At 35.9% G+C, this 19,448-nt stretch carries 19 protein-coding genes, 1 pseudogene and 1 riboswitch; of the genes and pseudogenes, 7 read left to right on the top strand and 13 right to left on the bottom strand.

Annotation, left to right across the window (positions count from 1 at the left end; all coding sequences use genetic code 11):
• The first annotated feature begins 223 nt into the window (after positions 1–223).
• Together ACLBXA_RS03880 and ACLBXA_RS03875 are read left to right on the top strand one after the other, a co-directional pair.
• Entirely contained in the window at positions 224–1,003 is a 780-nt protein-coding gene (locus ACLBXA_RS03880) for a GDSL-type esterase/lipase family protein (RefSeq protein WP_098437115.1), read from the top strand.
• A 72-nt stretch (positions 1,004–1,075) separates the two neighbouring features.
• Positions 1,076–1,522 carry a MarR family winged helix-turn-helix transcriptional regulator gene (locus tag ACLBXA_RS03875; RefSeq protein WP_000445819.1) on the top strand — a complete coding sequence of 149 codons (447 nt, stop codon included), beginning with the start codon at positions 1,076–1,078 and terminating at the stop codon, positions 1,520–1,522.
• Between the two features lie 24 nt (positions 1,523–1,546).
• On the opposite strand, the gene ACLBXA_RS03870 is transcribed toward ACLBXA_RS03875, so the two are convergent.
• The 7 genes from ACLBXA_RS03870 to argC all read right to left on the bottom strand — a co-directional run bounded on the left by ACLBXA_RS03870 (position 1,547) and on the right by argC (position 7,698).
• Positions 1,547–1,771, bottom strand: coding sequence for a hypothetical protein (locus tag ACLBXA_RS03870; protein WP_063675663.1), 225 nt, complete (start codon positions 1,769–1,771; stop codon positions 1,547–1,549).
• Positions 1,772–1,828: 57 nt separating this feature from the next.
• A complete protein-coding gene (locus tag ACLBXA_RS03865) occupies positions 1,829–2,389 on the bottom strand; it encodes a DUF2062 domain-containing protein (RefSeq protein WP_002005691.1) in 561 nt (186 codons plus the stop codon).
• A 138-nt stretch (positions 2,390–2,527) separates the two neighbouring features.
• Positions 2,528–3,478, bottom strand: a complete 951-nt coding sequence (gene argF / locus ACLBXA_RS03860; RefSeq protein WP_000105795.1) for an ornithine carbamoyltransferase — start codon at positions 3,476–3,478, stop codon at positions 2,528–2,530.
• 12 nt (positions 3,479–3,490) lie between these two features.
• Positions 3,491–4,651 carry an acetylornithine transaminase gene (locus ACLBXA_RS03855; protein ID WP_447617106.1) on the bottom strand — a complete coding sequence of 387 codons (1,161 nt, stop codon included), beginning with the start codon at positions 4,649–4,651 and terminating at the stop codon, positions 3,491–3,493.
• Positions 4,648–5,415 carry an acetylglutamate kinase gene (argB, locus tag ACLBXA_RS03850; protein ID WP_001286792.1) on the bottom strand — a complete coding sequence of 256 codons (768 nt, stop codon included), beginning with the start codon at positions 5,413–5,415 and terminating at the stop codon, positions 4,648–4,650. The genes ACLBXA_RS03855 and argB overlap by 4 nt, the downstream gene beginning before the upstream one ends.
• Before the next feature lie 11 nt (positions 5,416–5,426).
• On the bottom strand, positions 5,427–6,650 hold the full coding sequence (gene argJ, locus ACLBXA_RS03845) for a bifunctional glutamate N-acetyltransferase/amino-acid acetyltransferase ArgJ (RefSeq protein WP_000598384.1): 1,224 nt from the start codon (positions 6,648–6,650) through the stop codon (positions 5,427–5,429).
• A gap of 10 nt (positions 6,651–6,660) precedes the next feature.
• Entirely contained in the window at positions 6,661–7,698 is a 1,038-nt protein-coding gene (gene argC, locus ACLBXA_RS03840; protein ID WP_000861237.1) for an N-acetyl-gamma-glutamyl-phosphate reductase, read from the bottom strand.
• A gap of 224 nt (positions 7,699–7,922) precedes the next feature.
• Here argC and ACLBXA_RS03835 point away from each other — a divergent pair, with 224 nt between their 5' ends.
• Complete coding sequence (locus tag ACLBXA_RS03835) at positions 7,923–8,111, top strand: YqzH family protein (RefSeq protein WP_001003222.1); 189 nt, start codon at positions 7,923–7,925, stop codon at positions 8,109–8,111.
• A 29-nt stretch (positions 8,112–8,140) separates the two neighbouring features.
• On the opposite strand, the gene ACLBXA_RS03830 is transcribed toward ACLBXA_RS03835, so the two are convergent.
• Positions 8,141–8,935 (bottom strand): SDR family NAD(P)-dependent oxidoreductase, encoded by a 795-nt coding sequence (locus ACLBXA_RS03830; protein WP_000147794.1) that lies wholly within the window; start codon positions 8,933–8,935, stop codon positions 8,141–8,143.
• Between the two features lie 9 nt (positions 8,936–8,944).
• A complete protein-coding gene (locus ACLBXA_RS03825; protein WP_000125124.1) occupies positions 8,945–9,898 on the bottom strand; it encodes an MBL fold metallo-hydrolase in 954 nt (317 codons plus the stop codon).
• Positions 9,899–10,063: 165 nt separating this feature from the next.
• Between ACLBXA_RS03825 and proI the strand changes: the two genes are divergently transcribed.
• Positions 10,064–10,903, top strand: a complete 840-nt coding sequence (proI, locus tag ACLBXA_RS03820; RefSeq protein WP_000027254.1) for a pyrroline-5-carboxylate reductase ProI — start codon at positions 10,064–10,066, stop codon at positions 10,901–10,903.
• A gap of 46 nt (positions 10,904–10,949) precedes the next feature.
• Here the strand turns inward: proI and sdaAA are convergent, their stop codons facing one another.
• The 3 genes from sdaAA to rnz form a co-directional block, all read right to left on the bottom strand.
• Positions 10,950–11,828, bottom strand: coding sequence for an L-serine ammonia-lyase, iron-sulfur-dependent, subunit alpha (sdaAA, locus tag ACLBXA_RS03815; RefSeq protein ID WP_151617279.1), 879 nt, complete (start codon positions 11,826–11,828; stop codon positions 10,950–10,952).
• 18 nt (positions 11,829–11,846) lie between these two features.
• Complete coding sequence (sdaAB, locus tag ACLBXA_RS03810; protein ID WP_000877451.1) at positions 11,847–12,506, bottom strand: L-serine ammonia-lyase, iron-sulfur-dependent subunit beta; 660 nt, start codon at positions 12,504–12,506, stop codon at positions 11,847–11,849.
• A 672-nt stretch (positions 12,507–13,178) separates the two neighbouring features.
• The gene (gene rnz / locus ACLBXA_RS03805; protein ID WP_000397454.1) at positions 13,179–14,102 is read right to left on the bottom strand and encodes a ribonuclease Z; all 924 of its coding nucleotides are present in this window, start codon (positions 14,100–14,102) and stop codon (positions 13,179–13,181) included.
• 189 nt (positions 14,103–14,291) lie between these two features.
• Here rnz and ACLBXA_RS03800 point away from each other — a divergent pair, with 189 nt between their 5' ends.
• A complete protein-coding gene (locus ACLBXA_RS03800) occupies positions 14,292–14,543 on the top strand; it encodes a DUF3932 family protein (RefSeq protein ID WP_000665709.1) in 252 nt (83 codons plus the stop codon).
• Between the two features lie 34 nt (positions 14,544–14,577).
• Here the strand turns inward: ACLBXA_RS03800 and ACLBXA_RS03795 are convergent.
• A pseudogene (locus tag ACLBXA_RS03795) lies at positions 14,578–15,308 on the bottom strand (hypothetical protein).
• 129 nt (positions 15,309–15,437) lie between these two features.
• Positions 15,438–15,605, top strand: a riboswitch (M-box (ykoK) riboswitch).
• Between the two features lie 331 nt (positions 15,606–15,936).
• On the opposite strand from ACLBXA_RS03795, the gene mgtA reads away from it, so the two are divergent.
• The gene (gene mgtA, locus ACLBXA_RS03790; protein WP_000482692.1) at positions 15,937–18,642 is read left to right on the top strand and encodes a magnesium-translocating P-type ATPase; all 2,706 of its coding nucleotides are present in this window, start codon (positions 15,937–15,939) and stop codon (positions 18,640–18,642) included.
• Between the two features lie 73 nt (positions 18,643–18,715).
• A complete protein-coding gene (locus ACLBXA_RS03785; RefSeq protein ID WP_000262346.1) occupies positions 18,716–19,417 on the top strand; it encodes an MgtC/SapB family protein in 702 nt (233 codons plus the stop codon).
• The last annotated feature ends 31 nt before the right edge of the window (positions 19,418–19,448 follow it).

The raw sequence follows: 19,448 nt of genomic DNA, 5'->3' as shown, positions 1-19,448 counted from the left end.
TGAAGACCATTAATTAATCGGAAATAAAGCTCCCACTAATTAAAGTTTCACCTTATCTGACATTATCATATATAAAGTTCTTTCCTATCGTCAATATTTTTTGACAAACTTCAACAAATTTTCTGTAAAGTTATTATAAACTTTTCATAAACATATAATATGCCCTTACATTGCTAATACTGCTGAATATGATACAATTACCAATTACAAGGAGGATGAATTTATGAAAAAAGTCATCTTAACAATTGTTTGTCTCCTCCTTCTGATCATTTCTTATTCTTATTTTGAAAAGAACGACGAGACAAAACAAAATGAATCTGAAGAAAAAACAGAAAAAACATCTGCCTCAAATTGGATTGATAAGCAAACAAATGAATCTTTTTATCATCTTGTATTAGGTGATTCACTCGCTAAAGGATATGGATCGACACAAGGTGGATTTGCTGAATTAGCTTCTAAGCAAATAGAAGCACAAATTCATAAACCAATTACAGTAGAAAACCTTGGGGTAAACGGTCTTACAACAGATCGTCTCGCTAAAAAAGTTCAATCAGAAGATGTAAAGGAAAAAATTAGAGCAGCAAATATCATTACAATTAATATTGGGGGAAATAATTTATTTCGCTTAAATCGTGATGTCGGTGTTATAGACGGTATTAAAATGTTAAATAAAGAAAAAGCTCATTTTGAAGCGGATGTAAAAAATATTGTAAAGACAGTCCGAGATCAAAATCCGGATGCTTTACTCATTCTTTCTGAACTCTATAACCCGTTACAACTCGATGACTCCATCGCAAGTTATGCAGATATGTTTTTAGACGGCTGGAATGAATCCGTTTATTCCATTGCAAAAGTGAATCAACCATCTATCGTTTTGCCAATTCGTAAATTAATATCGAATGATAAAAAAGAATTGCTCTTTGACCAAGTACACCCAAATGATAAAGGCTATACGATTATTGCCGATTCATTTACAAAAAAAGTATTGGCCTACAAATATTAAAATTCCCATGAAACAATTCTATTTTTATAACATGTCTTTTTTGTTACAATGATAGTGGAAGGGGGCCTTTATATGGAATCACGCGAGTGGGAACGTATTGTTGATCATCTTCTTTCGCTAGTGCCTCTTTTTTATCGCAAATTTATGCTTCCTGGAGAATTTTCTTCTCAAAGACATATGCCGCCATCACATACACAAGTATTACTGCTTTTGCATGAAAACGGCACATTAGCAGTTTCCGAAATCGGCAAGCGGCTAGCGATTTCACGGCCTAACATGACACCTCTATTAAACAAACTTATTCAAGAAGAACTAATAGAGCGTCATTATAGCGAAAAAGATCGACGGGTCATTTTAATTTCCCTAACAGCTGAAGGGAAATTATTAGTAAATCAGTATCAGCAATTCATTTTAGACAAACTAAAAGAAAATTTCCAAACATTATCTGAGGAAGAGCGCGAAAAGCTCATTCATTCTCTTCAAACCATTCAAAATTTAATTTTGAAAACAAACGTATAAAGCTGCTTCTAAATAGAAGCAGCTTTATGATTCGTAATAGTTACCATAGTATACATTGGAATATGGCCATGTTGTTAAATATGGTTTTTTTTCCTGTGTAGGCTGTTGTTGTGGTATTTGTGGTATTTGTGGTATTTGTGATAATTGCTGTAATTGTTGTTGCCGATATAATTCGTATTGTCTACTCGTATCATAAACCGGATAATAATTTACATATGGATATACTTGAGGTACGTAATAATAATACATTATCCTCTCCTCCTTTTTCTTAAACATATTCAAAGGAGAAAATGAATGTGACATTGTTTATAATTGTACAAGTGGTTCTCTCACTCGTTTCTTCCTTTTCTTCAAGCGTAACTTACGGTTCTTTTCGTATAAATAATGCACAACGAAATACGAAATGAGACCAAACACAACTCCTAAAATCGTCATTCCAATTAATACATACACTTCACTTTGTAATAAGCTCTTTAATATCGTAAAAATGTGACTTGAAAACAAGTCCGATATCGTAAATGGTTCATGATGAATTTTCTGTACATGGAATGGATAAATCATTTTTCCTAGCGCATACGCAAGCGGAAATAAAAATACTGGGAGAAACGATATTTTCCCAATAATATTGCCAATAACTGCCGCAGGGAAAGATCCCTTTGCTAACCTGACGATTGGATAAAATATTACATATACGAGCGATGCCGTATAAATGACTAACATTTCTAAGCCGAATCCTATAGCAAACCCTAACGATACTTTCTTTGCGCCTTCTGGCGATCGAAGCAACTTATAATATTGAAACTTTAATATTCTCCACATCCGCTGAAAAAACGAATATGTTTTCTTAGTTGTTTTCACCCTCATCATCTCTTTAACTATATTTTTATATGTAGTATGTCCTTACACACTCTGAAAAACAAATTTAGTTTTCTCTTTTATTATAAATGATATCGAAATGGTTAACCAAATATACATCCGACATTTTAATATAAAAAAACCTCCCTTTTAGGAAGGCTCTTCTACATTTCTAAATAAACTCACTAATAACGCTTTTTGAGCATGCAATCGATTACCAGCTTGCTCAAATACGATAGACTGTGGTCCATCTATAATTTCGCCTGTTACTTCTTCTTCACGATGGGCAGGTAAACAGTGTAAGAAACGATATGTTTGTTTCGCATGCTTAACAAGTTCGTTATTGATTTGGTAAGGTTGAAATAAAGAATATTTCTCTTCTTCGCCCTCTTGCCCCATGCTCATCCAAACGTCAGTATAAATGAAATCTGCTTCATTCACCGCTAATTCAGGATCATGCAAAACTTCAATTTCAGCTCCTGTTTCCTTGGCAATCGCTAACGCTTTTTTTACAATCTCCTCATTCGGTTCATACCCTATAGGCGTTGCAACAGTCATATGCATTCCGACTTTTGCACTCGCTAGCAACAATGAATGACATACATTATTTCCGTCACCTACGTAAGCCAATTTTATTCCTTTAAATGTATTTGTTTCTTCATATATTGTCATTAGGTCTGCCAATGCTTGACAAGGATGATGATCATCCGTTAAACCGTTAATAACAGGAATACTAGATTCTTTTGCAAGCTCTTCTACATCCGCGTGTGAGAATGTACGTATCATGATCCCGTCAATATACTGCGATAATACTTTCGCAGTATCTGAAACGGTTTCTCCTCTTCCCATTTGCATCTCTTTCCCACTTAAAAACATACCATGTCCCCCGAGTTGTACCATTCCCGCTTCAAAAGATACACGAGTACGAGTTGAATGCTTATCAAAAATAAGCCCTAATATTTTGCCTTGTAATAAAGGCTCTTGCTTATTCTTTTTTAAATATATAGCGAACTCAATTAAAGAAATAACTTCTTCTTTCGTTAATTCTTCTAGTGTTAAAAGATCTTTCGTATTTAATTTCGGTACTTGTAAAGTTGACATGAAACTTCCTCCTTATATGATTGATACGTTTTTTGTACAAACTACTTTTTTTATTATATATACTGCCTGTTCTAACTCTTCATTCGTGACAATGAGTGGCGGTAATAGTCTTATAACATTAGGGCCTGCTTGTAATACGAGAAGTCCTTCGTTTTCTAGTTGTTCTATAAAACTTGCAACTTCATGCTTACACTCAATCCCAATCATAAGCCCCTTACCACGTATATTTTGAATACATTCGACATGCTGTAATTCCTCTTGCAACTTCTCTAATACATACTCGCCTTTTTCTTGTACTTCTTTTAAAAACAATGGTCTTTTACTTACTTGCAATACTTCTTTCGCTGCAGCCATCGCGATGTAATTCCCGCCAAAAGTTGAACCGTGTGATCCTGCAGTAAACGACGTTCCGAGCTTTTTCCGGCCAATCATTGCTCCGACAGGAATCCCATTCCCAAGTGCTTTTGCAACGGTAACGATATCAGGCACTATTCGCACTTGTTCATAAGCGAATAGTGTTCCAGTTCTTCCTATCCCCGTTTGTACTTCGTCTATAATAAATAAGGAACCGAACTTATTACATAATGTTTCAATCTCTTTCAAAAAAGATAGATCAGCAGGTATTACTCCTCCCTCTCCTTGAACTACTTCTACCATTACCGCCGCAACTTCTTCATTCATTACTTCCTCTAATGCTTTAATATCGTTAAAAGGGATATGTAAAAAAGATGGAAGTAATGGACCAAATCCTTCTTTTACCTTATCTTGGCCTGTTGCACTCATCGTTCCAAATGTTCTACCGTGAAAAGACTGCTGGCATGTTACGACGAGAGATTTTCCAGTATGCTTACGTGCTAACTTTAAAGCCGCTTCATTTGCCTCTGCCCCACTATTACAGAAAAACACATAATCTAATGCTCTATTTTCTGTTAATAATGACGCAACTTCTTCTTGTAAGCTGTTTGTAAACAGGTTAGATATATGCCATATATCATCAAGTTGCTCTTGTACACCTTTGAGAACAGTAGGGTGACAATGTCCTAAATTACATACGCCAATTCCTGATGTAAAATCTAAATATTGCTTACCTTTATTATCAATAACTTTCGTTCCAGTTCCCTTTACAAACTCAATAGTTCTTCTGCCATACGTTTGAAAAAGATGACTCGTCATGCAATACTCACACCTTTCGTTACCGTCGTTCCAATACACTCTCCCGTAACCTCAGTAAAATCTTTTGTACCATTCACAATACTTATCTTTTGCACTCCCATTTTTAATGATGCTAGTGCCGCCTGTACTTTCGGAATCATCCCACCTGTAATAACACCTGTTTCTATAAAAGTTGCAATTTCAGATTCATCCGTTTCCTTTACCAAATTCCCTTCATGTAATATTCCATCTACATCCGTAATAAAAATCAGCTCTTTTGCCCCTAACGCGGCCGCAATCCCAGCTGCAGCATTGTCCGCATTTATGTTATAAATTTCATTACCATTTACCCCGATTGGAGCAATAACAGGAATATACCCCATATTTATTAATCCTTTTAATAAGGCTGTTTCTACATAACTTACTTCTCCCACATATCCTATCTCCTCGCTGACAGGTTGAACTTGAAGTAAATTACCGTCACACCCTGAACAACCTACAGCAAGTAAATTATGCTTTTGTAAATTCATTACGAGTTTTTTATTCGTACTTCCGCATAGCACCATTTGAACAACATCCATAACTTCTTTTGGTGTTACGCGTAATCCATCTCTTTTTTCTACGTTGATGTTACAATCTTTTAATTTGGCATCAATTTCTGGCCCACCACCATGAACAATCACCACTTTATACTTCTGTTGCAATTTCTTTATACAATCAAAAAACACAGCATTTAATTGATTCAACATACTACCGCCGCATTTCACTACAATATAATCGCTCATCTTCTCTCTCCTTATGTACGATAACAAGCATTTATTTTCACATATTCATAGCTTAAGTCACAGCCCCAAGCTGATCCTGTCTCTTCACCTAAGTGTAAGTACACATTAATGACTATTTCATCTTCTTGTAATCTCTCTTTCATTTCTTCTTCAGAAAATATTTGAGGCTCACTATTTTTTAATACCGATATAGATTGAAGAGTAATGTCAATTGTGTTCGGATGAATAGCTACTTCACTTTGTCCAATACTGCTAATAATTCGCCCCCAGTTTGGGTCTTCACCATGTATTGCTGTTTTCACAAGACTCGAACCGACTATTTGCTTTGCAATTTTTTTTGCCTCTTCATTCGTTTGAGCTCCTAGCACATTTACTTCTATTAACTTCGTAGCTCCTTCACCATCTTGCGCAATTTTTTTCGCTAAATCTTCACATACTTGCTGTAAAGCACATACGAAAGTTTCCCAATCTGTATGTTCCATATTTATCGGCCTTGTTTCTGATAATCCACTTGCCATAACGATGACCATATCATTCGTAGAAGTATCTCCATCTACCGTAATTTGATTAAATGTATGATTCGTAATTTCGGATAACGCTGTTTGCAATACGTCATGCTCTATATGAGCATCTGTCGTAATAAAACTAAGCATCGTTGCCATATTCGGATGAATCATCCCTGAACCTTTTGCAACACCCGCAATCGCCACTTTCTTCCCATCAATAATCATTTCATAGCAAGTTTCTTTCGTTATAAGATCCGTCGTTAAAATTGCTTCAGAAAAACAATATGCTTCACTTTCTTCCTTCGTCGGTATAAGAGTTGCAACTCCCTTTCGGATTATATCCATCGGCAGTGGAACACCAATTACACCTGTTGAAGCTACTGCAACGTAATTTTCTTTCATCCCAAAATGTTCCGCCCCTAATGCGCGCATCTCGTATGCGTCTTGTAATCCTTTCATTCCAGTACAAGCATTTGCATTTCCACTATTAACGATAATTGCTTGTAACTTCCCTTCTGCCGTTATACTATCCTTCGTTACTTGCAAAGGAGCTGCTTGTATTTGATTCGTTGTATACACAGCGGCACATGATGCTGGTACATCACAAACGATGGCACCTAAATCCTTTTTCTCCTTTTTTAAACCATTTGCAGTACCAATTGCCGAAAAGCCTTTCGGCGTTACAATTGAACCATTTTCTAATTTTGTAATAGACGCTACTTTAATCACCATGTCCCCCTTATACATAAAGCGGCATATGTTGTAAACCTGTTGTCTCTTCTAGTCCCGCTATTATGTTTGCATTTTGAATCGCTTGCCCAGCCGCGCCTTTCATCATATTGTCTATAACAGAAACGACCGTAACTCTTTCAGCTCTTTCATCGTAAGCTATGCCAATATCACAATAATTTGAGCCTCTCACTTCTTTTGGACTTGGAAATTTCCCTTGCGTACAAATTCGGATGAAAGGCGATTGTTCATACGTTTCTTCATACAATTTTTGAAGTTGCTTTATTTCCATCTTTTGTTTTACTTTTGCATAAAGTGTAATCATGATTCCTCGTGATATCGGTATTAAATGTGTGCTAAATGTAATTGGCTGTGATTCACTATTCCATTCTGTAAGCATTTGCTCAATCTCTGGAACGTGCTGATGCTCATTCACTTTATAAATGTGCAAGTTATCATATAGCTCAGGAAAGTGAGTCATTGTTGTTGGTGTTTTACCTGCTCCTGATACCCCTGATTTCGCATCAATAATAATCGAATCTTCTTCAATCATGCCGCTACGTACTAACGGCGCTATCGCTAGCAATGTGGCTGTAGCAAAACATCCTGGGTTTGCAATTAAATTTGCCTTTTGAATCCCAGTCCTTTTCCATTCACTTAACCCATACACTGCTTTTCTAAGAATTTCTTCTTTCGCTGCTGGCCTTTTATACCACAGTTCATATGACGAAGGATCTATCATACGAAAGTCTCCAGATAGGTCAATTACTTTTAAACCTTCTGCTAATAACTTAGGAGTTAACTCCGCCGATACTCCTGCTGGGGTTGCTAGAAATACGATTTCTGCTTCTTTTCCTATCGTCTCCACATCAATTTCTTGTAACGTATGAAAAAGGACATTTCGAAGATGAGGATATACATTTGTTATACACTCACCAACTTGTGAAAAAGAATGGAGAGATGCTATCGAAAAATATGGATGTTGTTCTAATAAACGAATTAACTCAATGCCCCCATATCCAGTGGCTCCAATAATTGCGACTTTCATAAGTTCCTCCTCATATCGATTCTTTAAATTAAGTATGATTATAATATTGTATATTTATAGAGTCAATTAAATATTTATAAATTTTTAAATCTAAAAAAACTTAATTTTATTAGAAAAATAATATACTCAACCGAATTTTTATACAAAAATAGTGCATAGTAGTTTTTTTATTTCACTTCAAGTACAATAAAACAATACATACGTACATACAGGCGGGGAAAAATATGAACGAAAAATTAATTGAGAAAATGATTATAAAAAGTTTTCAACAATATCAATGCAGTCCAATATCAAAAGAAGATCAGGAAATGCTAGTGAAACATATTCAAACGGTGACTCATTCAAATATTGAAATTGATTTATACGAGGAAATTGAGGATATTGTTTATGATTATGTAACTGGAAAACAATAAAAAATAGGAGATTTCCATATGGAAATCTCCTATTTTTTACTTAATGATTTACCTGCAACACGCTCAAATAAACCTGGGAATAAAGCATAAAGTTTCGGACCAATGCCCATCCACTTCGGTAAGTTTACTTCACGTTTTTTCGTGTGCATCGACTTTACGATTTGTTCTGCTACGTATGTTGGTTTTAACATGTAACGTCCCATATTCTTTACATATGTACCAGATTGATCCGCTATTTCAAAAAAGTTTGTATCTATCGGACCTGGATTAATTGCTGTAACATAAATATCTGTATTCGCTAATTCCATGCGTAAACTATTCGTAAATCCTAATACGGCATGTTTCGTTGCTGCATAAGCACTCGATTTCGGAGTTGCAATTTTTCCAGCAAGTGAAGCAATATTAATAATATGTCCTTCATTCTTGTTTACCATATAAGGTAGTACCGCTTTCGTACATGCTACTAATCCAAATACATTTACTTGGAACATATCTTTTACTTCACCCATTGACGCATCTTCAAACGTTTTAAAAATACCAAATCCCGCATTGTTTACTAATATATCAATACGTCCCACTTCTTGTAATACCTTTGAAAAAACAGACTGTACTTCCATCTCTTCACTTACATCTAATACATAATAATAGCAAGGCGTATTATAAGTTTCTTTAATTTTGTCTACTAACGCTTGTAGTTTCTCTTCTGTTCGAGCCATTAATACTGGAGTCGCTCCCTGTGCTGCAACTTGCATTGCAACTTGCTCACCAATCCCACTAGAAGCACCTGTAATGACGATTACTTTATTTTGTAAACGTCCTGTCATTGCTGTCACCTACTTTGCATAATAAATCAATTGTTGCGATGACTCATCAATCATCACTTGTTGATTATATGCTAAATAGTCCAATTGTCCAACCGTTTCTGAAATAGTAAGTGGTAATTGTTCTTTATATAATACCGGAAATAGTTTTACACATACTTCAAATGCTGTCATTGGTTTTTCCTTTAATAACTCAAGCACTTTAAAAGCACGTGTTTCTTGCTTTTGTAATCTCGTTTCAATAAGTTGTTTCACATTTAGAACATCTTCCCCATGCCCTGATAAAATGCGTGAAATATTCATTTCGCTTAAACGCTGTAATGTTTGATTATATTGTAGTAATGGGCGTGCCCGTTCTGTTTGCCCTTCATATGGTGGTTCTAGTATTGGATTCGAAGAAATATGACTAATGAGAGCATCTCCACCAATTAATATTCCATCAGATTCTCTATATAAAGAAATATGAGTAGAAGCATGGCCTGGTGTTTCAAGCACTGTAAATCCAGGCAAAGAATTAATACGATCTCCTTCTCTCACAGTATGCGTTAACGATCTATTACAAGAATATTTAAGTGTCCTCGTCGTCAATAACGACTCGTCTTTCAAAAATGCTGCTGGCACACCAAACTGTAAGGCCGTCTCTCTAAAAAATTCATGATACCGCTTTAAAAATTCTGGATTTTGTGTGATCCAAGGCTCATTCCAAGGATGTCCAATAATATTCGTCTTCTCAGAAAATATATTTAAAAGTCCACAATGATCTGCATGATGATGCGTAATGACTACTGTTTCAATATCTTCTATCGTATATCCTAATGCACCTAATTGACTTTCTAACGCATTCCTTGCCTCTTCTGTATTCGTCCCTGTATCAATTAATGTTAATGTCTCCCCCTCAACTAAAAACACATTCACAGTTTCCACTGCAAATGGTACAGGAATCTCCATTCGGTGAATCGCCGTCATGCTTAGCCCCCCTGTCTCTTTCCGGTTCAAAAATGAATACTTCTTCAGTTTACAACTTCTATATATATTTGTCATTATTTTCAGATAAAAAGAGGTGTTTCCTATAAGAAAACGAATGTATGTACATTTATAAGAATTTCTAACCAAAATTAAAGGAGGAACATCATGTCTATTCAAAACATTTCCTTTCTCGGTGCAGGCTCTATTGCTGAAGCTATTATTGGTGGCTTGTTACATGCAAATGTTGTTAAAGGTGAACAAATTACTGTAAGTAATCGTTCTAACGAGACGAGATTACAAGAGCTACATAAAAAATACGGTGTCAAAGGTACTCATAATAAAAAAGAATTACTTACTGATGCAAATATTCTTTTTCTAGCAATGAAACCAAAGGATGTTGCAGAGGCGCTTACCCCTTTTAAAGAATACATAAATAATAACGTGCTTATTATTTCATTACTAGCAGGTGTTTCTACTCACTCAATTAGAAAACTACTTCAAAAAGACGTTCCAATTATTCGTGCAATGCCAAATACATCCGCAGCCATTCTAAAATCAGCTACCGCTATCTCCCCTTCAAAACATGCAACAGCGGAACATATTCGCACTGCAACATCTTTATTTGAAACGATCGGTCTCGTCTCTGTTGTAGAGGAAGATGATATGCATGCTGTCACTGCATTATCCGGAAGTGGACCTGCTTATATTTATTACGTAGTGGAAGCTATGGAAGAAGCTGCAAAAAAAATTGGTTTAAAAGAAGATGTTGCAAAATCACTTATTCTTCAAACGATGATTGGTGCTGCTGAAATGCTAAAAGCAAGTGACAAGCACCCTTCTATTTTGCGAAAGGAAATTACTTCTCCTGGTGGAACTACCGAAGCAGGTATTGAAGTATTACAAGAACATGAATTTCAACAAGCACTTATTTCTTGTATTACACAGGCAACGGAACGATCACATAATCTTGGAAAAACATTAGAACAACTAACAAAAGAAAAATAGAAAAAGGAGCTCAAATAAACTTGAGCTCCTTTTTCTATTTTTACACTTAGTTATTGTTCTTCCCAAAAATCTCTTCTTGCAGGCGACGACCAGTCGGCGTTGCTGCAAGTCCACCTTCTGCTGTTTCACGAAGTGCTACTGGCATCGTTTGTCCAATTCTAAACATTGCCTCAATTACTTCATCACATGGAATTGTACTCGTTACACCAGCTAATGCTAAATCTGCTGAAATCATCGCATTCGCAGCTCCTGCTGCATTACGTTTTACACAAGGCACTTCTACAAGTCCTGCAACAGGATCGCACACTAAACCAAGCATGTTCTTTAATGAAATTGCCATCGCTGTAGCTGCTTGATCTTGTGTTCCACCAGCCATCTCAACTGCAGCTGCAGCCGCCATTCCACTTGCTGAACCAACTTCAGCTTGGCATCCTCCTGCCGCACCAGAAATACAAGCATTATTCGCAACAACCATACCGAAAGCTCCTGCTGTAAATAAGAACTCAATCATTTCTTCACGTGTAGGCTGCAATTTTTCTCTTAGTGCAAATAGTACACCTGGCACTGTTCCAGCAGACCCTGCTGTTGGTGTTGCACAAATAATTCCCATCGCTGCGTTTACTTCATTTGTTGCAACAGCTTTGCTTACTGCATCCAAAATCGTATCTCCAGATAAGCCTTTTCCACTCTTCATATACGCTTGAACTTTTACAGCATCTCCACCAGTTAAACCAGTTGATGATTTCACGCCGCGAATACCACGTTCTACTGCTTGTTCCATCACGACTAAGTTCTTTTCCATACCAGCAATTACTTCTTCACGTGAAATACGTCTTGTTTCCATTTCACATTGAATCATAATTTCTGCGATTTTTACATTTTGTTCTTTAGCTTGCGCCACTAGTTCCGCTGCGTTCCGAAACATGGTGTGTCCCCCCTGCAATTAATCCATAATAGTTACTTGACAAATATTTTGTTGCGCTTTTATTTCTTCAATCACTTCATCTGCTAATAATTCATCTGTTTCAATAACCATAAGCGCTCTTCTTCCTTTTTCTTTACGAGAAACACTCATTGTACTAATGTTAATCTCGTGTGTAGCAAGGATTGAAGCCACCGCTGCAATAGCACCAAAGCGATCGTTATTTACAATAAGTAGTGCTGGACTTGTGCCTGATAATTGAAGATCGAATCCGTTTAATTCTACAACTTCAATTTTACCGCCACCAATTGAGCAAGCAACAACTTCAATTTCTTCTTCACCTTTATACAAACGAATTCTTGCTGTATTTGGGTGAGGTGCATTGGCATCTTCTTCAATGAATTCCACTTCAATTCCGCGCTCTTTTGCTATTTCTAGCGCCTCTGGAATACGTAAGTCATCTGTTTCAAATCCCAATATTCCACCGATTAGTGCTACATCGGTACCATGCCCTCGATACGTCTTTGCAAATGATCCATATAACGAAATGCTTACTCTTTCTGGTTCATGACGAAACAGCTGGCGAGCAACTTGCCCCATTCTTGCCGCGCCTGCTGTATGTGAACTTGATGGTCCAATCATAACTGGACCGATAATATCAAATACTGAGCGATACTTCATCATAACTCCCCCTAAACCTCTATGAAAAAAATTTATTCTACTATTCTATTAAGCTGCTACATCTGTCGCTTTTCCAGTTGTACCACGAATTTGTTCTGCTGTATGAATTGGATAATTTTTGAATAAAAGTAATCCAATATAACCTGAAATAATACCAGTTATCATAATACATAAGAATCTTAGTATTATTTTCATTAAAAAAATGATATAAGATAATCCACAATAAAGTCTGGTAGCAATCCAAAGTTTAACACAGAAGCCATTGCAAGCATAGCATAAACAAGTGATATCTTTCCTATTATAATTCTCATGTTACTCTCTCATGGTTTAGTCAACTTCACTTGTTACGATAATAACTAAAAAGCATGTGACTTATCATAAATTATAATCTGCCCTCATTATAGCTTGTTTTTTATAAAACGCTTACTTTTGTTGAATTTTAAAAGTTCTGAATAAAAGTCCATTCCTGCTATTTGTATCACTTGTATGTCATCTGACTTATATAACAGTTTTTCTAAATAATCATTATTTCGTATTTTTATCGTATATATTCAAACCATTCTAATTTTCTGTATCATCCAAGTATAAGCATAAAATAATAACAGTTTTATTTTTAAATTTTTTTAGACATAAAAAAATGGTAACCCATCGTTACCATTTTTTACAAAATTATCATTTTTCTACTGGGAATGATTTCAAATCTGTCGCTATTTCTGTATTAGAAAACAACTCTCTTGCCTCTTTCAATAATTCCTTATATGTATCTCCTTGATAGCGAGAACTAATGTGAGTTAAGATTAATCGCTTCGCATTTGCCTGAAGTGCAATGCTCGCAGCTTGCTTAGATGTGGAATGAAAATAATCATGCGCTTGTTGCTCATCTTCTGCTGCGAAAGTCGCTTCATGGACAAGTACATCTGCATCTTGCGCAAGCTCCCTACTCGCTTCGCAATATCGCGTATCACCTAAGATAGTAATAATTCTTCCTTTTTGAGGTGGGCCGATAAACTCATTTCCATTTAATATCGTGCCATCCTCTAATTCAACTACTTCTCCATCTTTTAAACGTTTAAAGATTGGACCTGGTTTCACACCCATCTCAAGCAATTTATCAACTAAAAGAGCACCTTGTATATCTTTCTCTACAATACGATATCCAAAACATTCTATACCGTGTGACAATCTTTTCGTTTCTACATAAAATTCATTATCTTCAAATACGGTACCTTCTTCTGTTATCTCCACAACTTCAAGTGGATATTTCACATGTGTCGTACTTACCGATAATGCCACTTCAATAAATTGTTTAATTCCTTTCGGTCCATACACCGTTAAAGGCGTAGTTCCTCCTTGAAATGAACGGCTACCTAATAAACCAGGCAATCCAAAAATATGATCGCCATGTAAATGCGTAATAAATATTTTTTCAATGCGGCGCGGACGTACCGATGTATGTAATATTTGATGTTGCGTGGCCTCGCCACAATCAAATAACCAAGTCTGTCCTCGTTCTTCTAACAATTGTAAAGCAATTGCTGAAACGTTCCTTCCTTTTGAAGGAACACCTGCACCAGTTCCTAAAAATACAAATTCCACTTTCTTTCCTCCAGCTCTAAATATACTCTATCTCTCATCTTACGGAATGTTATTTCAAATGGCAAATCGAATTTACATAACCAATCATCTAGACAACTATATAACACGAACGTTATACTTAAAAAATTTACCAATCGTTCGTGTTTTGTGGTAAAATAATTATACTACATTTTAAGGGAGCGTTTTATTATGAAAGAAGTATTTCGTTTACAAACTGATTTTTCATCTTCATTTGATCGCTGGGTAAGTTCTTTCGTGTCTGATCACCCAGCACAATTAGAATGGACAACTTTAAAGGAATTAATCCATGAATATACAACATCACATACAAATGATACGTTACCAGCATATATTTCTTCAGCTTTAACATATTACGCCCAACGCGTTTCAACTACAAACAGTTCAGAGATTGTTATTTTTGAAAACCCTACAATCTCGTAATCTATAATAAAAAAGCACTGGTTACAGTGCTTTTTTATTTATACTTATTTAACAAATGATCATATTCCGTCCAAAAGTCGGTATACATACTTCGCTCAAGCTCATTTAAAATTATCTTTTCACTTGATTTATTAAATAATTCTTTTGCTTGTAGTGCAAAAGAAACAATTTGTTTTCTATATTCATTTTCATTCAACTCTATATGAAGCCCTTCATAGTATATAGCCTTTTGATCAGTAGAAATAACTTTGACAAAGTCCTTTAAAATCACATTTTTACCTATATGGTTTATAGTCCAATGAATTGAAATTGGGCATCCTAACATTAGCATAGTGCCACATCCGTGCAAAATAACCCCCTCTTCATTTTCAATATCACAAATATATTCTTTATCTAAAGTTCGTAACAAAGCTAAAGCTGATTCACTTATTCCCCATTCCTCATCCATACCTGTCCGCGTAATAATCGTTCCATCCACATTTAAATAAAGTGAAACTTTAATCAGTGGGGGGGCACCGTCCCCACTGATTATTAGTTGAACCAATCGGGCTTTTACGGGCAGTTTGATCTCTCCCACCTAACTCCTTTGCTCTAGCCGAATTTTGAGGTGGGAGTCTTACTGCCCGTTAATGCGGGATATATTTCTCCGTGTGAACATAAATCTTCCTGCTCATTAAACAACCATTTTTGATTCTCAATATTTATAATAAAATTTTGTGGTACCCTTACAAATTCCCCTTTTATAAAAATATTTATTTTCCATATTATTCATAATCAATATCATGCATTTCATCCCACATATCTATTATAAATCCGTTTAATATTTTAAAAACACAGATAAAAAAGATATTGACACTACGATTTTACAGTGCTAACATTCAACATGTAATTGAATATGGTCTCTGTTAGGTGAGGCTCCTGTATAGAGAAACGCTGCTGCCCAAAAATGTCGAGAGACGCCAATGGGTCAACAGGAAAGGTCGGAATGAAGGCCTTTTTTAACGTAGCTGGTTTCAGTACCTATGCTATACAGTGCTAAAACTCAACGAGGGAGAGGTGCATGTATTTTGTCATACACAAAAACTGTTTTTATTTATGTCTACTAACAGTCTTTGTTGTGGACTCTTTTAACTGCGAATTCAGACCTTTACTCGTTTTGAGTAAAGGTCTTTTTACGTCTATATGCACCTTACTATGAAACAAACATAGCATATTCAGAAACTACTAAATTGTACGGAGGTGAGGAACAGTTGGCAATTGATGATTCGGCCCAGATACCCATACGTTTTACATTCATATTTCATCATGTAGGTAGGAAAGAAACTGTTCCTCACCATTTCAAATAGTTAGGTAACAGATTGTTTCCTCCTTCATGACAGAGGAGGAACTACCGATGTTTAATTTACAAAGACAAGAAACAAAGCATGCTTATGAGCAAGATAGCATGAAAACAAATAACGAATTATTAGTGGAGGTTGCAACACAAGATGTAAGCTCTGCGTTAAAACTTTTAGAAACAACACAAGATGGATTATCTAAACAAGAAGCGTCTCGTAGACTTTCTTTATATGGTCCGAACGAAATAGCTCATAATAAAATGGCGCCGTGGTACATTCAATTTCTATTGGCATTTAAAAATCCATTTATTTTCGTTTTATTAGCTCTTGGAGCACTCTCCTTTTTCACAGATGATATGCAAGGAACGATTGTCGTATCTGTAATGGTCCTACTTAGTGCAACGATTCGGTTTTCCCAAGAATTTCGTTCTCAAAAAGCTGCCGATAAGTTAAAAGCTATGGTTCGAACAACTGCGAGCGTATTTAGAATAAATGGATTTGTACATGAAACAAAAAATGTAAAGAATTTAAACCGAAATTACACAACAGAAATTCCAATTGAGGAACTTGTACCTGGCGATATTATTTCCCTTTCAGCTGGTGATATCGTTCCAGCTGATGTGCGTGTTGTATCCGCTAAAGATTTATTTGTTAATCAATCTTCTTTGACAGGGGAAGCACTTCCTGTAGAAAAATACGAACACTGCTACCATACAGAAAATAAGCATATCTTACCGAAAAACATGAAAAAAAATTACAATCCACTCGATATGGAAAACCTTTGCTTCATGGGAACAAATATTGTAAGTGGTAGCGCAAAAGCTGTTGTCATCTCAACAAGTACCGATACGTATTTCGGCTCTTTAGCAAATAAGGTAATTGGAAAGCGTGTAGAAACAAGCTTTGATAAAGGTGTAAACAAAGTAAGCTGGCTCTTAATTACATTCATGCTTATTATGGCGCCTATTGTCCTTCTCATTAATGGATTCACAAAAGGAGATTGGCAAGAAGCTTTCTTCTTCGCTATTGCCGTCGCTGTTGGTCTTACACCTGAAATGTTACCAATGATTGTAACTGCTAATTTAGCTAAAGGTGCCGTTAACATGTCTAAACAAAAAGTAATTGTAAAACAGCTAAATTCTATTCAAAACTTAGGTGCTATGAACATTCTTTGTACAGATAAAACCGGAACTTTAACAGAAGATAAAGTTGTCCTTGTTCGTCACTTAGATCCCAAGGGAAATGAATGCAATCGCGTCTTACAATTTGCCTATTTAAATAGTTTCTATCAAACTGGATTGAAAAATTTAATAGATAAAGCTGTTATTAAGCATACAGAGGAAAACAATAAATTTAATCCATCAGCTTTTCAAAAGCTAGATGAAATTCCATTCGATTTCGCCCGCCGGCGTATGTCAGTCATCGTAAAAGATATTTCAGGTGAACATACAATGGTTTGTAAAGGTGCCGTAGAAGAAATTTTATCAATTTGTAATTACACCGAAGTGGATGAAAAAGTCGTTCCACTCACCGAGGAAATACGTTCAAATGTCAAAAAACTAAGTGAGACATTAAATAGTGAAGGTATGCGGGTTATTGCTGTGGCTTATAAAAAAGATAGAAGAATAAATAATAAAGAGTACGCAGTAAAAGACGAAACAGATATGATTCTCAGTGGATATATCGGCTTTTTAGATCCACCGAAACCATCTGCAGCAGCTGCAATTCAAGCATTACAAAAACATGGTGTACAAGTGAAAATTTTAACTGGCGATAACGAAATTGTTACAAGAAAGGTTTGTAAAGAAGTTGGATTAGATATCGGCGAACCAATCCTCGGTTACGAGATTGATTCTTTACCAGATAAAGCATTAGCAAAACTTGCTGAAGAAACGACTGTATTTGCGAAGCTTAATCCAATGCAAAAATCTCGTATTATACACGCATTACAAGGAAATGGACACACTGTAGGTTACATGGGAGACGGCATTAACGATGCTGTAGCATTACGTGAAGCTGATGTCGGAATATCTGTTAATACTGCTACTGATATTGCGAAAGAAGCTTCCGATATTATTCTACTCGAAAAAAGTTTAACTATATTAGAAGCAGGTATTTTAGAAGGACGTACTACATTCGGAAATATTTTAAAATATATTAAGATGACAGCTAGCTCTAACTTCGGTAATGTGTTTAGCGTGTTAGTAGCAAGTGCTTTCATTCCTTTTTTACCGATGCTTGCCATTCATCTTTTAATTCAAAACTTACTTTATGATATTTCACAACTTTCTATTCCATGGGACAAAATGGATAAAGAGTTTCTAGAAAAACCACGAAAATGGGATACTGCAAACTTACGAAACTTCATTATTTGTATCGGCCCAATTAGTTCCGTATTTGATATTATCACATACGTAGTCATGTGGAATGTATTTGGTGCAAATACACCGAGCGAGCAATCATTATTCCAGTCCGGTTGGTTTGTCGTTGGATTGTTAACACAAACTTTAATTGTTCACATGATAAGAACACAAAAGATTCCATTTATTCAAAGCACTGCATCAACACCAGTCGTTTTATTAACCGCTCTTATTATGGCAATCGGGATTTATATTCCATTCTCACCACTTGGTGCAGCCGTTGGTTTACAAGCATTGCCACTTAACTACTTTCCTTGGTTAGTAGGAATACTATTAGGCTACGCTTTTTTAACACAATTCCTAAAAAAGCTTTATATTAAAAAGTTTCGTAGCTGGTTGTAAAAATAAGAATGAGTGGATATTCCCCGCTCATTCTAAAAGACATAACACATATTTATATATGGAGGTGACCATGATGGTATGGTACGACATTGTATTCAGATTAGTTATAGCAATTATTGTAGGAGCTTGCATTGGAATGGAAAGACAATGGAGACACAGAATGGCTGGGTTACGGACAAATGCTCTCGTATCACTTGGTGCCTGTATATTTGTTTTATTATCCGTCATGCTTGATCATGATGCTAGCCCATCCCGCATTGCTGCTCAAGTCGTTAGTGGCATTGGCTTTTTAGGGGGTGGCGTTATTATCCGCGATGGTTTTAGTATTAGAGGGCTAAATACGGCAGCTACTTTATGGTGTGCAGCTGCTGTCGGTACTCTTACAGGCGCCGGTTTCCTCGTTGCAGCTATATTAGGTACAGCCGGCGTGTTACTAGCAAATATACTCCTTCGCCCAATTGCTCTTTTTATGAATAAAAAATCAAAAAAAGAATCACCAGAACAAACAAACTACTTACTTTCCCTTACTTGTTCAGAAGAAAATGAAGCACATATTCGTTTTTTACTTATGCATATGGTAAGTACAGAAGGGCTCGGTTTAAAAGAGTTGTATAGCGAAGATGTAGATTCTAATCGAAAGGTGTGTATACAGGCTACATTACATTGCAAGACAAATGCGGCTATCTTAATTGAAAAAATAGTAAGTAGAATGCTATTAGAATCTGGCGTTACTGCAGCTGGTTGGAAAACTTCATTAGATTTAGAAGCAAGTTAAAAATGAAAGGTGTCATGATTTTACTACTTCA

The organism is Bacillus sp. D48C, from assembly GCF_053345735.1.
The sequence above is the reverse complement of the archived record's forward strand: the minus strand, read 5'-3'. Positions and strand labels throughout refer to the sequence as shown.

What these genes read in the sequence shown, in the direction of transcription:
- ACLBXA_RS03875 (WP_000445819.1), top strand. Translation starts at nt 1,076, where the DNA reads ATGGAATCACGCGAGTGGGAACGTATTGTTGATCATCTTCTTTCGCTA.
- ACLBXA_RS03825 (WP_000125124.1), bottom strand. Translation starts at nt 9,898, where the DNA reads ATGACGGCGATTCACCGAATGGAGATTCCTGTACCATTTGCAGTGGAA.
- proI (WP_000027254.1), top strand. Translation starts at nt 10,064, where the DNA reads ATGTCTATTCAAAACATTTCCTTTCTCGGTGCAGGCTCTATTGCTGAA.
- ACLBXA_RS03880 (WP_098437115.1), top strand. Translation starts at nt 224, where the DNA reads ATGAAAAAAGTCATCTTAACAATTGTTTGTCTCCTCCTTCTGATCATT.
- sdaAA (WP_151617279.1), bottom strand. Translation starts at nt 11,828, where the DNA reads ATGTTTCGGAACGCAGCGGAACTAGTGGCGCAAGCTAAAGAACAAAAT.
- ACLBXA_RS03835 (WP_001003222.1), top strand. Translation starts at nt 7,923, where the DNA reads ATGAACGAAAAATTAATTGAGAAAATGATTATAAAAAGTTTTCAACAA.
- ACLBXA_RS03785 (WP_000262346.1), top strand. Translation starts at nt 18,716, where the DNA reads ATGGTATGGTACGACATTGTATTCAGATTAGTTATAGCAATTATTGTA.
- sdaAB (WP_000877451.1), bottom strand. Translation starts at nt 12,506, where the DNA reads ATGAAGTATCGCTCAGTATTTGATATTATCGGTCCAGTTATGATTGGA.
- mgtA (WP_000482692.1), top strand. Translation starts at nt 15,937, where the DNA reads ATGTTTAATTTACAAAGACAAGAAACAAAGCATGCTTATGAGCAAGAT.
- ACLBXA_RS03830 (WP_000147794.1), bottom strand. Translation starts at nt 8,935, where the DNA reads ATGACAGGACGTTTACAAAATAAAGTAATCGTCATTACAGGTGCTTCT.
- ACLBXA_RS03855 (WP_447617106.1), bottom strand. Translation starts at nt 4,651, where the DNA reads ATGACGAGTCATCTTTTTCAAACGTATGGCAGAAGAACTATTGAGTTT.
- argB (WP_001286792.1), bottom strand. Translation starts at nt 5,415, where the DNA reads ATGAGCGATTATATTGTAGTGAAATGCGGCGGTAGTATGTTGAATCAA.
- ACLBXA_RS03870 (WP_063675663.1), bottom strand. Translation starts at nt 1,771, where the DNA reads ATGTATTATTATTACGTACCTCAAGTATATCCATATGTAAATTATTAT.
- ACLBXA_RS03800 (WP_000665709.1), top strand. Translation starts at nt 14,292, where the DNA reads ATGAAAGAAGTATTTCGTTTACAAACTGATTTTTCATCTTCATTTGAT.
- argF (WP_000105795.1), bottom strand. Translation starts at nt 3,478, where the DNA reads ATGTCAACTTTACAAGTACCGAAATTAAATACGAAAGATCTTTTAACA.
- ACLBXA_RS03865 (WP_002005691.1), bottom strand. Translation starts at nt 2,389, where the DNA reads ATGATGAGGGTGAAAACAACTAAGAAAACATATTCGTTTTTTCAGCGG.
- argC (WP_000861237.1), bottom strand. Translation starts at nt 7,698, where the DNA reads ATGAAAGTCGCAATTATTGGAGCCACTGGATATGGGGGCATTGAGTTA.